Genomic DNA, 13,129 nt, shown 5'->3' with positions numbered 1-13,129 from the left:
AACTGTGCCTTTCAGTACTGTCAACTTCTCAAAACGACAGATAAATCATCTTTTACGGCTACCTTACAGGAGATAAATATCGTCAATCCAACGGCTATGATCAGCACTAACGGACAAAGTAGCCAGGTCTGCCATATAATATGAACAAATTCAATTTTTGCCGCTCCCATAGAGGACATGGCCAAACTTACAAGAAATTCTCCCAGAAGGTTCGCAGTCAAAACTCCAAATATAATTCCAAATATTAGTACCATCAGAGTGCCTGCCATATATTGATGACTAATTTGCTTTAAAGTTAATCCCATACTTCGCATGATGGCAATCTGAGACATATCCTTTGATAATAGCATTCGAAGGAATAGTGCCGTGATTAATACAGCTATGATGATCGCGACGGAGATTCCGCCTACCACGACGGTACCCATCTGGTCAATGATATTTCCTAACGTCTGCTGCGTATATTCTTTAATATCATTTACCTGCGCTGTGCTGTAAGCATTCTGGTAGTATTCCATTTTCTTACGAGCATCAACACCTTCAGCTAAATCCAAACTCACAATATACCAAAGAATGGCCTCTTCATTTACCCCAAGACTTGTATGCGCCTTTGCTGTTTTCCCTCCATTTGTAATATCTTGATAAATACCCGTAACTGTTAACTTCTGTTCTTGTCCGCCAATCCTGACGGTTACTTCGTCTCCTACTTTCTTGTTTAATCCATCTTTTGCAGCATTGGCTAGTGAAAGCGAGATTTCCCCTTCTGCCTTCGGTGCTCTGCCTTCCAGAAACTTTAATGGAAATACGGAAAAATCTCCGGTTTCAATATTCATATAGTCCCAGGAATCTTCTGCATTTTTGACTTGGTAGGAACTTGTGATGTAGGGTGCAAACTTTTCAATATCCGAATCACTCTGCAGCTCTTCCTGCAGCTTTTTAAAATCTTCTGTAATAGAATCTGTCCTTCGAAGATCAATTCTCATATCCTGTTTCCCTATTCCCATATACGTGGAAAATTCAGGTGAACTCATCGTGTTATAAATATTTACAGGCAGTATGACAATGAACGTACATACGATAAAAATCACTAACAGCAGCCTGTATAACCTGAATCGTTTGCCTACATCCCTCAGCCCCATGTAAATATTAGTGCTGAAGAATTTGTTCTTTAGCAGCGGGAAACTGTTCTTTCCGCGCTCCATGATATCTGAACGCAAAGCTTCCACCGCAGAAATTTTATCAATTCTTTTTAGTACTCGCTTGCAGTACATCACAATCATGACATACACGAGTAATGGAGCTATAAGAGCTAGTATATAATTTAAGCTACCTGATAAATCGGTAGATATATAAAGTCTCATATTTCTGTTTAACAGATTTACCACTGCAAAGGAAAGCAGATAACCAATAATACCGGCAGCTACTGAGATGACTCTGTATTTATTAAGATAAACCTTTTTTATATCTTTTTGGGATACCCCCATTGCTTTCAAAACACCGATTTCTCTCATATCTTCATCAATCGTTGCCAGGAATGTAAGTCTGATACAGAGCGAAGCAATCACAAGAAGCAGCATACTTATGAATATAATGACAATCGCAACTATCATATCCGACATGCTATTGAAAATCGCAAATATCTTACCTTCCAATATAGGACCATTTGCCGGAAGACCTGCTTCGTTATAGGCAGTCTGAACAGCATCAGAATCTCCGCTTTCATTCAGCTTGAATTCGATCAGATATTCCAGTTCCCCAGCCTGCATTTTAAGCATTTCATTATAATCATGCTGATTTACCACAAACCGTTTCGAAGAAGTAAGGGGCGAGTTCATCTCAAAATCCCTTGCATAATCTGAAATGACAAACGCCTTCTCATACCAGCCGCTTTTCACCGTAATCGTATCACCTATTTTTAGGTCATGTTGTTCCATGAAATAGATTGGAACAGCTACAAAACCTTTCTTTACATCCAACCTTTCATTATCCAGATTCAATATAAAATCAAAATTCTTATTCTGTACCACAAATGAAATATCCTGTATCGTTCCCGCCATCGTTTGATTTTGACCAAAATGAATATTACTACCATCAATATTCTGGAGAACCATCGTCTCCTGCATCGCTATATGGTCCCGATATTGATCTGTGAATCGGTCGATCTTCCCTTGGTCATATTCTCCTGCATGCATCACCGTAATGTCAGCTGGCACTGCACTTCCCTGGAATTTTGAGATCCCCTGAATCAGATTGCCAATGTTATTAACGGCACTGGCTGCCAAAATAACGGCCATTGTGATAAATACAAATACTGTCATCGTTATAATTTTGTTCCTGATGAAATCATTCTTCACCATTTTCAAAAACATGATTTTTTCTCCTTCCTACAGCATCTATTTTTCATTCTATCCTTGTACCTATCACTCTTTGACTTCTTCAGTGGAATAATTCTCAGCTTCATTTATTATGGGATAATGTTTTTCCCTGAACGATTTTTTATTGTATTAAAGTAATCATACAAAATGGTATTTATTTGAAAAACCTGATTGAGGCTGATTAATTACTACGCCTTCAGCCTTATTTTAGTAAATCGGCTATTTTAAAAAAGGAGTGAAAGATATTTTGACAACTGTGATAAACCTTGACACTTGGTATTTCAAAACATAAGTTTTAAGTAATGATATTACAAATTAAATAACCTCTCATAAATCTTATGAGAGGCTACAAGAACTAGATTATAATTTATAAAAAGATATAGATTTTTAAAGGGGAGATTTAATGGGCAGGAAAAAACGACGACATTTACAAAGCTCAGCTCAATTGAAACGTGAGGTTGCTAATCGCAAGAGGGCAAGAATTATATATGGCTTCATCATGGTAATGGTTGCTTTTGTTATTTTAGGTGTAACTTTTATGGTTTTAAGAACATTTTTTGCTTCGAGTCTTTATCATGCATTCATCTATGATTGGATAGGAACTGCCTTGTTGTACTTGGCTGCCTTGACTCTTATTGCCTTTTTTGTTTACACAAGTCTTGTTATTACAATAAAAAATCCCCAGAAAGTTGGAAAAAGACAGGTATTTTATTTTGGTTTAACAGGGATAGTTTGTTTTACCATAGGTGTTTTCATTGTTCCACAATTAAGTTCTTTAACAATTAATAGTGTGGGAGATATGAAGGATTACGCAAATGGTGAAATGAAAGTAGATGACTTTAAAGTTGTGGATGTATACACTGGTGGCCACTCAACTATTGCACTCATCACAACGGATGAACGGGAGCTTACGCTGCTGTACAACAATTATCAGATAGAAGAAGGCACAACATACCGGTTCACATATATGGAACGGAGCGGCACTATCTTAAGTGTTGAAGAGCAGTAATTTCATTAATACATACATTCTTGAAGTACAAATCAAGGCAGAAAAAGCGCCAAACCTTTAAGTTTGGCGCTTTTTTAGAGCTAACTAGAAGCAATGTTTTCAAGAATTATTACGTAAAAATTCATCATTGGTGATGTCTGTAATAAACATATGACCCGGAGCATGCGTAATGACAAATGGAATTTGTGAATGAATCGCTGCAGATTGAGGTGTTACGCCACATTCCCAAAAAACAGGCGTTTCTCCTTCTCCGAACTCCGTAAATTCACCAAAATCAGGCTTGCTAATATCCTCGATACCAATCTCTTTTGGATTTCCCACATGAATTGGAGATCCATGCATGTTCGGAAACTGTGCAGTGACATCAATTGCCTTTTGAACAAGCTCATTTTTAATTGGTCTCATGGAAACTACGACAGGCCCACTAAATTCACCAGCTTGCTTTGTTTGACGGTTTGTTATGTACATCGCAACATTTCTATTCTGATCGATATGTTTTAAAGGAACGCCTTCCTCTAGTAATGCACTTTCAAAGGTAAAGCTGCAGCCTATCAAGAACGATACAAAGTCATCCCGCCAGATTTCTTTAAGATCCTGACGCTTCTCCGTTAGTTTGCCGTTCTCATATACAAAGTAAAGCGGGATATCACTTCTAATATCAGAGCCAGCAGCAAGAGCAGACTCAACCACTCCTGGTTCTAATACATCAATAATCGGACAAGACTTCGGGTTTCGATTAGCAAACAGCAGAAAATCAAAAGCATATTCTTTTGGTACAATTGCTAAATTAGCTTGAACAAAATCACTACCTAAACCGGAAGTATGGGTAGTGTGTTCACCGCTTCTGATTTTTTCTCTTATGGTGCTTGGATTCATTTGAAATTCCCCCTGTCTGTCTATTTAATTCCAGTACTAACTCACTGACCTTGATTGTATAGCTTTGTATCCCATTATCTCGGACGTTCTAATTCCTTATATTCGTCCATATATTTACCACTATTAGCTACAAATGAATGATAAAGTGCTTTAATTGCTAAATTTTTCTCTAAGCCCATTTCAGCTTTCAGCCTCTTTAACTCCGCATGTAATTCACTCTGTTGATTAATTAATTTCGTCATAGTTGTTTTATTGTATTTCATTTGAACACATCCTTAATTCATTACCTTTATAAACACGACTTTTAAATAGTTAAATTCGGGATAATTGTGTGGTACAGTAAAATCTTCTGGCAATTGGTGTTCTTCTAAGATTTTGTAGCGTGTGTTAGATTCAGTAAATGCTTTATCTATAAATGACTTAAACTTTTTCATGTTGAAGCTTGCGTTATTTGTGGATGCAATAATTATTCCACCCTGATTTGTAATTTTCAAGGTATCTTTTAGCAGCTTCGGATAATCCTTAGCCGTGCTGAATGTTATTTTCTTTGTCCGCGCAAAGCTTGGGGGATCCAATACGACAACATCAAACTTCAAATCATGACGGTCCGCATATCGAAAGTAATCAAAGACATCCATCACCTTAATGTCCTGTGCTTCATAATCAATTTCGTTGACTGCAAATTGCTCAATCGTCTTTGGCAGGCTCCGTTTTGCCACATCGACACTTGTTGTTTTTGTTGCACCACCAAGAACTGCGGCTACAGAGAACGCACCTGTATAAGAGAATGTATTCAAAACCGTTTTTTCTTTTGCGTAATGGTCACGTAGTGCTTTTCGTACGTTACGTTGATCTAAAAATATTCCTGTCATTGCTCCATCATTTAAATCTACCGCATATTTCATCCCGTTTTCCAAAACGATTAAAGGAAATTCTCCCTTTTCACCTGACACATAATCATCTTGTTCTACATATTGTCCATTCGTATTAAACCGTAATTTTTCATATAGACCACGTGCTTCTACTACTTCCTCCAAAGCTTGATATATATCATCACGGAAGGAATAAATCCCTTCACTATACCAGCTCACCATATAAAAGCCGTCAAAGAAATCGATGATTAATCCTCCGATACCGTCTCCTTCTCCATTAAACACACGGAAAGCAGTTGTATCTTCGGCTTCATATAAATTCTTCCGCCTTGCAACAGCAGCACTTATTTTCTTAACGAAAAACTTCGCATCAATTTTTTCCTGTTCTTTAAACGCTAGAACCCAACCAATTCCTTTATTTTGCAAACCATAATATGCTGTTCCAATATATCTTCCGCTCGGGTCAACTAGGCGTAAAAGGCTCCCCTCATCCATCGTCACTCCTGAAGTTTCAACTGCTTCTTTTGAGAGTAACGGATAGCCATTCTTTATATCTGTAATGAATTTCGATTTTAACTTTACTTCTACTAACTGTCTCATTTAGTCATCCTTAATTTTTTGATTTCTTTTATTATGCCATTATTTTATAGAATAAGCGAAAGTAGCAATATATTCACCTGTCCTTGCTGTGCTCCACATAACAATCTTTGAATCCTCTTCAATTTTTTGAAACTAAGAATCCTATTAACTCGTATAAATACAAAATACATATAAAGGGGAAATGCTCATATGTTAGAAGGAATAACAATTATTTCCATTATAATTATGCTTGTTGTACTGGCAGCTATCGCAGGAACTGCATGGTTCATTTACATGAAAATCAGATTCCGCACCGTGCCGTCCAACGAAGCACTCATAGTTACCGGCCCGAAACTTGGCGATGAGACAAAAGAAACAAATATTTATAAAGATGACCAAGGTCGCTATATGAAAGTTATCCGCGGTGGCGGGCACAGACTAAGAATGTTCCAAACTGGCACTAAAGTATCTCTGAAATCATTCCAATTACAAATCAAAACACCAAAAGTATATACAGCACAACACGTTGCAGTATACGGAGAAGCTGTCGCAACAGTCAAAGTAGCCGACACACTGGAAGGGATTGTGCGATATGCCGAGCAGTTCTTGGGGAAAGCGCAGGGAGAAATCGAGCAGGAAATTGGCGAAGTATTAAACTCCAGTTTGCGGGCAATTCTGTCCAGTATGACCGTTGAGCAAATCAACGGCGACCGAGAGCGATTCAATGAAGATGTACGTAAAATTGCACAAAAAGAACTAAATGATATGGGCTTCCGCATCACATCACTTGGACTCACAGACATCAGCGATGATGAAGGATACTTGGAAAACTTGGGTCGTCCGCAAATCGCCAAAATCGAAAAAGAAGCTGAAATAGCAGAAGCGAACAACAAACGGGAAACCGAACTCAAACGTGCAGAAGTAAACGAAGAAGTATCCCGTGAGAAATACCAGCGTGAAATGAATATCGCAGAAGTCCGTAAAACAAAAGACATCAAAGATGCCCAAATCAAAGCGGAAACAGAGCGTGAAAGAGCCATCGCCGAAGCCGCATACGAGCTCGAAAAAGAAGAAAAACGCTTGGGTATCGAAAAACAACGTCTGGAAATCAGAGAACAGGAACAAGAAAGTGAATTAAGACTGCGCCAGAAAGAACGTGAAAACGATGTTAAACTGGAACAGCAGCAAGTAGAAGTACAAAAGCAAAAAGCCGAAGCAGAATACCTCACCAAAACAAGAGAAGCACAAGCCCGTGCCGAAGCAAGAAGAGTAGAAGGAGAAGCAGAAGCCGCGGTCATCAAACAAAAGAGTATAGCTGAAGTCGAAGCAATCGAGAAACGCGCCCAAGCAATGGCGAAGCACCAAGACGTCATCCTAAGAGAAAAACTCATCGACATCATGCCGGATTATGCAAGAGCAATCAGCGAATCATTCAGCAATGTCGAGTCTATCCGTATTTTGGATAATGGATCAGGCGGCGGAATCAACTCCTTGCCTAATACGGTGACAAACACAATGGCAAACCTTCAAGAGAGTCTTGGTCAGATGACAGGTTTTGACTTGGAAGGTTTCTTGCAGAATATTAGCACGCAAAAGTCAACTAATGATGCTGAAGCGGATAATGTGAAATCAGATCAGCAGCAGATCATGTTTGAATAATCCTTTTAAACATCTCGAAAATCAATAAGCAAACCAAGACACCTGTGCTAACGTACAGGTGTCTTAGTTTGCTTCCAAGGTGGTACTTAATGCCGAGCAAACTAAAAAAAGGAGCCCTGATTCAAATCAGCGCTCCTTCTTTTATTACCTTTATTTTTTAAGCTTAACAGGTACACCACTTCTCGCAGACTCCAAAGCAGCATACGTCACCTTATGAGTTTGATATGCATCACTATAATCAGAGCGGATTTGCGAGGTGTCGCCAGTACGAATGGCATGAATAAATGCCTCATTTTCCCGAACGTATGGATTGTCTGTATCCTTATACATCGTCTTTATGCCTTCTTGGTCTATTTCTAGTTTATCGCCCTGCCAATCTAGTATTCCTTTATCTGTATAAAGCTTGAGCCCAACTTCTCCCATACCACTAGGAAGGACACACGTATTCGACAGGTTAGCTACCACGCCATTTTGCAGCCGTAAACTTACCGTACCAATGTCCGGCACCGTAACATTATCGTGCTTGTTATGCTGTACTTGATTGCCATACATCGCATAAACTTCTTCAACCTCACCGCAGACGTATCTTAGCAAATCTACAATATGTGTTGTTTGTTCGATAAATTGACCGCCAGACTTCTCTTGATCTCTCCACCAGCTAACCATGGGCATCTCGCCCATCCATTTACCTAATACCATACCAAGCTTTTGGGCATTTATGTTTTCCTTTAGACGCTGAACCGAATCACTGTATCGAAAATGATACCCAACAGACGTAATCAGAGAACTTTCATTCATACGCTCTAACACCTTGGCTGGAATCTTGTCCTCTGTCCCCAGTGGCTTTTCGATGAGGAAAGGAATACCGCGCCCAATAAGCTCTAATTCCATCTCTCCCCGAACCATTGGCGGCGTAACAATATAAACCGCATCAAGCTCCTCTGCATCCAACATTTCCACATACTGATCATACCCATTTGCACCCTCATAATCGGACGCCATAGCTGCTGCTTTCTCTTTGCTTGTTCCGCAAATAGCCTGAATCTGAACCCCATCCATCTTTAATAGAATGTCCGCATGCTTACGACTGAACCAACCCGTTCCAATCATTCCAATTTTGAGTGTCATGTTTTTCTCTCCCTTGTTTGTTGGCAGTGAGCTGTAAAAAAGAAAGATGATGCTTGCGTTTCAGCAGCGTGGTGTCCTAACGGATCACTTTGATGAAAACAACTTTGAGGTAGTTAAATTCCGGATAGTGATCTGGTACTGTAAAATCTTCTGACAACTGATATTATTCTTAAATCCATAATGAAAATAGAAAAGAAAAAGCCTCCCAAAAGTCCATTGACCATTGAGAGGCTTCTTAGATTTAATATTGGATTATTTGATAAATCCAATTAAAATCCATATTAATTTATAGGGTTTCAAATCCTTGTGTAGCAAAGGGTTTGAGGACAGCTTACATCATGCCGCCCATTCCACCCATGCCGCCCATGTCAGGCATGCCGCCGCCAGCGTTTTCTTCTGGCTTGTCAGCTACTACTGCTTCAGTAGTTAGGAACATAGCTGCTACGGATGCTGCGTTTTGAAGTGCGGAGCGTGTTACTTTAGTTGGGTCAACGATACCTGTTTCAAGCATGTTTACCCATTCGCCTGTTGCTGCGTTGAAACCGATGCCGACGTCTTCTTTTTTAAGACGTTCAATGATAACGGATCCTTCAAGGCCTGCGTTGTGTGCGATTTGGCGAACTGGTTCTTCGATTGCACGAAGTACGATTTTCGCACCAGTTTCTTCGTCGCCAGTTAGTTCAAGACCTGCAACGTAGTTGTAGATGTTGACTAGAGCTGTACCACCACCGGCTACGATACCTTCTTCTACTGCTGCGCGAGTAGAGTTAAGGGCGTCTTCGATGCGTAGTTTGCGTTCTTTCAATTCAGTTTCAGTAGCAGCACCGACTTTGATTACTGCAACACCGCCAGAAAGTTTCGCTAAGCGCTCTTGTAGTTTTTCTTTGTCGAATTCAGAAGTAGTTTCTTCTACTTGTGCACGGATTTGTGCTACGCGGGAAGAAATGTTTTCTGGGTTGCCGTTACCTTCAACGATAGTTGTGTTTTCTTTTGTAACAACAACTTTAGAAGCGCGGCCAAGCTGTGTGATTTGTGTGTTTTTCAGATCAAGACCTAGGTCTTCTGTGATCACTTCACCACCAGTTAGTGTCGCGATATCTTCTAGCATTGCTTTACGACGGTCACCGAAGCCAGGCGCTTTAACAGCAACAGCATTGAATGTACCGCGTAGTTTGTTTACAACAAGTGTTGCAAGTGCTTCGCCTTCTACGTCTTCAGCAATCATCAATAGAGGCTTGCCTTGCTGTACAACTTGCTCAAGTACAGGAAGTACTTCCTGGATACTGGAGATTTTTTTGTCTGTGATCAAGATGTATGGATCTTCAAGAACTGCTTCCATTTTATCTTGGTCAGAAACCATGTACGGGGAAGCATAGCCGCGGTCGAATTGCATACCTTCTACAACTTCAAGCTCTGTGTTGAAGCCGCGAGATTCTTCGATCGTGATAACGCCGTCGTTACCAACGCGCTCCATTGCTTCTGCGATTAGTTTACCAACTTCTTCGTCGGCTGCAGAGATTGCCGCTACTTGTGCGATAGACTCTTTGCCTTCGATTGGTTTAGAGATTTCTTTAAGCTGTTTAACAGCTACGTCAACCGCTTTTTCGATACCGCGGCGCACGCCTACTGGGTTCGCACCAGAAGCGACGTTTTTAAGACCTTCGCGGATCATTGCTTGTGCAAGGACTGTCGCTGTAGTTGTACCGTCACCAGCGATTTCGTTTGTTTTAGAAGCAACTTCGGATACAAGCTGCGCACCCATGTTTTCGAATGCATCTTCTAGTTCGATTTCTTTCGCGATTGTCACACCATCATTTGTGATTAGTGGAGAACCGAATTTCTTATCCAATACAACGTTACGGCCTTTTGGTCCGAGTGTTACTTTTACTGCATCTGCAAGTGTGTCCACACCGCGAAGCATGGAACGACGAGCGTCTTCAGAGAACTTAATGTCTTTAGCCATGAATAAAAACCTCCTATAATATCTTCTATGTTATATAAATCTGTTCTTCGATTATCCTACTACTGCAAGGATGTCGCTTTCGCGAAGAATTAAGTAATCTTTTCCTTCATATTTCAATTCTGTACCAGAGTATTTAGAGAAGATGATCAAATCGCCTTCTGCAACTTCCAGTGCAACTCTTTCTCCATTATCGTATACACGACCGCTACCGACGGCAACAACTTTACCTTCTTGCGGTTTTTCCTTTGCAGATTCAGGAAGCACGATACCAAATGCTGTTTTTTCCTCCTGCTCTACAAGTTCAATTACAACACGATCGCCTAGTGGCTTCAACATGTGAGAAACCCTCCTTATATAATCGATAATTTGATTTTTAGCACTCGAGTTAGTTGAGTGCTAATACAGTTATTATAATAATCAAAACGAAAACGGAATGCAAGCATGACACTCTGATAGTTGTTCGACGAATTCCTTGTTTCTCCTGCCAAGCTCTGGACGAATTAACAGGGTAATTACAATGCGCACCGCTACATACTTCCTTGCTTCTTATGTTAAAATACGTAAGATGCCAACTACATAAGTAAGGCGGAAGGAGTCGTTATATTGCCAGCACGTTATTGGTTCGTCATATTGACATATATTGTGATGCAGCTTTCCGCATTCCTGCTTGTTCCTTTCGTTCCTTGGATGGATGATCGAGGGCTGGATTTAGCAACCGTCTCGTATTGGTGGAGTCTGATCACCTTCCTGCTCGCTGTCGTTATCGTCTGCTTTATGCTGCGCAAGGACATGCGGGCACCAGCTGTGCGAAGCGCTACTGGTCCCGGAATGACGATTGTCTGGATCATTATCGGTTTCTTTGGCGCTTATGCCGGACAGATTATTGCAGGCTTGATCGAGACGTATGCTTTTGGAATCACACAAGGCTCAGAAAATACGTCTAGCATCCTGGATGCAGTTCGGGAAGTTCCAGCGTTCGTACTAATTGTCGTCGTATTCGCACCAATATTGGAAGAAATCATTTTCCGTAAAATACTATTCGGCGAAATCTACAAGCGAACAAACTTCTTCGTAGCAGTACTTATCTCCGCACTCGTATTCGGTGCTGTACATGGAGACTTCTTACACCTATTGCAATACTTCGTTATGGGTGTTGTTTTTGCAGCTTTATATGTACAAACAAAGCGAATCATCGTACCAATCATCACACACGGATTGATGAATCTGATGGTCGTCATCATTCAGCTTTATCTCACCCCAGAAAGAATGGAAGAATTAGAAAGAATGCAGAAACAACTAGAAAATATGCAAATGATCATCTTTGGAGGATAAGAATTTATGATACGATCGCCATTGCCCGCCGCGATACTCTACCTAGTAATAGGTGTCTTCTTCGTCTATTGGGCCATTCATGACGTACAGGCAGCGAAAGACTGGACGATTTTCAGCATCTTACTTGCAGTGTTCGCTGCATTTGATTTTTACACATCGTTCCGTTATTTCAGCCTGTATTTCAAAATCAAGAAAATGAACAACAAGAAATAAGGAAAACCAGCCGATTGAGGCTGGTTTTTTCGTTCCCTCATTCCTGTTTCTTATGTAAGCTTGCCACTCTACAGATTCAGGATATGCTATATCTTTCGATAATATCTCAAGGCAGGATAACTTTCTCCCTCTATATCATGGTAACCAGGTCGCTCGTGCTGGACGACGAATCCTCTCGCTTCATAAAAAGGTATACCCTTCTGATTTCCCTTTGCTACAGATACCCACTGTTCAGTGGCGTTAAACTGATCCTTTTGCTGTTTGGTGAGAGCTTCTAATAACTTTGTTCCTATCCCTTCATTGCGTCGTTCAGGATCAAGATACAGCACGAACACCTCTCCAATACCTTCCCCGATCATTCCTCCGCCGATAGCTCCCAGCACTTCTCCGTCTTCGAGCGCAACGAAGTACCCGCCCCAATCTCTGCTCGTCTCAGATACTTCTTTTAGAATTCTGTCGTGATTATAAAACTCTTCGATAATTCCTTGAATGTATTGCTCCGAGTGTGTTTCCCTGTATGTGGCCCAATAGCCATCGCTGCATACTTTGGATATGCCCGCCACGTGGTCTGAATTTGCTAATGTTATATGTATCATAATTGCCTCCTTTAAGAAGATGGTGAGCAATTGTGACTGACATGTTGTTATGTAAGTTCCTTGAGATTTATTTCGCAATCTCTTCCTTATTATCGCTATTTAACCAATATTGTGTTCCGTCCGATGTTCTTTTAAATAATTCAAATGTTATTAGATATCTTCTTTGTTCGACATAATCGTCTTTTGAATACATAGTTAGGAGTTCAGCGTTAATATCTTGCTCTGAATAGATTTTTCCTTCGTCAAATTTCTTTGTGAATTCAGCTGATAAAATATATTTCTTTTTCTCTTTTGCAGGAACATTGATAACTTTTCCGTCCTTCATAAAATTAGAGAGTACTTGATTTCTTTCTTTTTCTGTAAAGCTGTATTTCAAGGTTTCTCAACTCCCCTTTCGATTACTTATCCTCCCATTTCCAGAATATACAAGAAAGTCCATATTAGCAATAAAGAGGCTGGGACAAAAGTGTTTTAGCCATATAAAAACCGAACTATATTGTAAATCTTCATAAGAAAATTTGCATAAGTTC

Annotated in this window: 13 protein-coding genes; 4 read left to right on the top strand and 9 right to left on the bottom strand. The window is 40.2% G+C overall.

The window, feature by feature from the left end; translation table 11 throughout:
* Positions 1 to 20: 20 nt before the first annotated feature.
* Complete coding sequence (locus tag CHH58_RS12570; RefSeq protein WP_095262610.1) at positions 21 to 2,366, bottom strand: ABC transporter permease; 2,346 nt, start codon at positions 2,364 to 2,366, stop codon at positions 21 to 23.
* A gap of 409 nt (positions 2,367 to 2,775) precedes the next feature.
* Between CHH58_RS12570 and CHH58_RS12565 the strand changes: the two genes are divergently transcribed.
* Positions 2,776 to 3,381 (top strand): hypothetical protein, encoded by a 606-nt coding sequence (locus CHH58_RS12565; RefSeq protein ID WP_095233246.1) that lies wholly within the window; start codon positions 2,776 to 2,778, stop codon positions 3,379 to 3,381.
* Between the two features lie 99 nt (positions 3,382 to 3,480).
* Here the strand turns inward: CHH58_RS12565 and CHH58_RS12560 are convergent, their stop codons facing one another.
* The 3 genes from CHH58_RS12560 to CHH58_RS12550 all read right to left on the bottom strand — a co-directional run bounded on the left by CHH58_RS12560 (position 3,481) and on the right by CHH58_RS12550 (position 5,729).
* On the bottom strand, positions 3,481 to 4,257 hold the full coding sequence (locus CHH58_RS12560) for a putative hydro-lyase (protein ID WP_095262609.1): 777 nt from the start codon (positions 4,255 to 4,257) through the stop codon (positions 3,481 to 3,483).
* A 74-nt stretch (positions 4,258 to 4,331) separates the two neighbouring features.
* Entirely contained in the window at positions 4,332 to 4,520 is a 189-nt protein-coding gene (locus tag CHH58_RS12555) for a hypothetical protein (RefSeq protein WP_095233244.1), read from the bottom strand.
* Between the two features lie 12 nt (positions 4,521 to 4,532).
* Positions 4,533 to 5,729: a class I SAM-dependent rRNA methyltransferase gene (locus tag CHH58_RS12550; RefSeq protein WP_095233243.1), complete on the bottom strand. Its 1,197-nt coding sequence runs from the start codon at positions 5,727 to 5,729 to the stop codon at positions 4,533 to 4,535.
* 189 nt (positions 5,730 to 5,918) lie between these two features.
* Here CHH58_RS12550 and CHH58_RS12545 point away from each other — a divergent pair, with 189 nt between their 5' ends.
* Positions 5,919 to 7,367, top strand: coding sequence for a flotillin family protein (locus CHH58_RS12545; protein WP_095233242.1), 1,449 nt, complete (start codon positions 5,919 to 5,921; stop codon positions 7,365 to 7,367).
* A 150-nt stretch (positions 7,368 to 7,517) separates the two neighbouring features.
* Here the strand turns inward: CHH58_RS12545 and CHH58_RS12540 are convergent, their stop codons facing one another.
* From CHH58_RS12540 to groES, 3 genes are all read right to left on the bottom strand, one after another.
* Positions 7,518 to 8,495: a Gfo/Idh/MocA family protein gene (locus tag CHH58_RS12540; protein ID WP_095262608.1), complete on the bottom strand. Its 978-nt coding sequence runs from the start codon at positions 8,493 to 8,495 to the stop codon at positions 7,518 to 7,520.
* Between the two features lie 331 nt (positions 8,496 to 8,826).
* The gene (gene groL / locus CHH58_RS12535) at positions 8,827 to 10,458 is read right to left on the bottom strand and encodes a chaperonin GroEL (protein ID WP_095233240.1); all 1,632 of its coding nucleotides are present in this window, start codon (positions 10,456 to 10,458) and stop codon (positions 8,827 to 8,829) included.
* Positions 10,459 to 10,509: 51 nt separating this feature from the next.
* On the bottom strand, positions 10,510 to 10,794 hold the full coding sequence (gene groES / locus CHH58_RS12530) for a co-chaperone GroES (RefSeq protein ID WP_095231185.1): 285 nt from the start codon (positions 10,792 to 10,794) through the stop codon (positions 10,510 to 10,512).
* Positions 10,795 to 11,061: 267 nt separating this feature from the next.
* Between groES and CHH58_RS12525 the strand changes: the two genes are divergently transcribed.
* Together CHH58_RS12525 and CHH58_RS12520 are read left to right on the top strand one after the other, a co-directional pair.
* Entirely contained in the window at positions 11,062 to 11,790 is a 729-nt protein-coding gene (locus tag CHH58_RS12525; protein WP_095262607.1) for a CPBP family intramembrane glutamic endopeptidase, read from the top strand.
* A gap of 6 nt (positions 11,791 to 11,796) precedes the next feature.
* Positions 11,797 to 12,003 (top strand): DUF4305 domain-containing protein, encoded by a 207-nt coding sequence (locus CHH58_RS12520; RefSeq protein ID WP_038558255.1) that lies wholly within the window; start codon positions 11,797 to 11,799, stop codon positions 12,001 to 12,003.
* Positions 12,004 to 12,089: 86 nt separating this feature from the next.
* On the opposite strand, the gene CHH58_RS12515 is transcribed toward CHH58_RS12520, so the two are convergent.
* Positions 12,090 to 12,599 (bottom strand): GNAT family N-acetyltransferase, encoded by a 510-nt coding sequence (locus CHH58_RS12515; RefSeq protein WP_095233238.1) that lies wholly within the window; start codon positions 12,597 to 12,599, stop codon positions 12,090 to 12,092.
* 67 nt (positions 12,600 to 12,666) lie between these two features.
* Positions 12,667 to 12,975, bottom strand: a complete 309-nt coding sequence (locus tag CHH58_RS12510) for a DUF2087 domain-containing protein (RefSeq protein WP_095233237.1) — start codon at positions 12,973 to 12,975, stop codon at positions 12,667 to 12,669.
* Positions 12,976 to 13,129: the final 154 nt, after the last annotated feature.

Origin of the sequence: Terribacillus saccharophilus (genome assembly GCF_002272745.1) — a bacterium.
Taxonomy (GTDB): Bacteria; Bacillota; Bacilli; order Bacillales; family Amphibacillaceae; genus Terribacillus; species Terribacillus saccharophilus_B.
The sequence above is the reverse complement of the archived record's forward strand: the minus strand, read 5'-3'. Positions and strand labels throughout refer to the sequence as shown.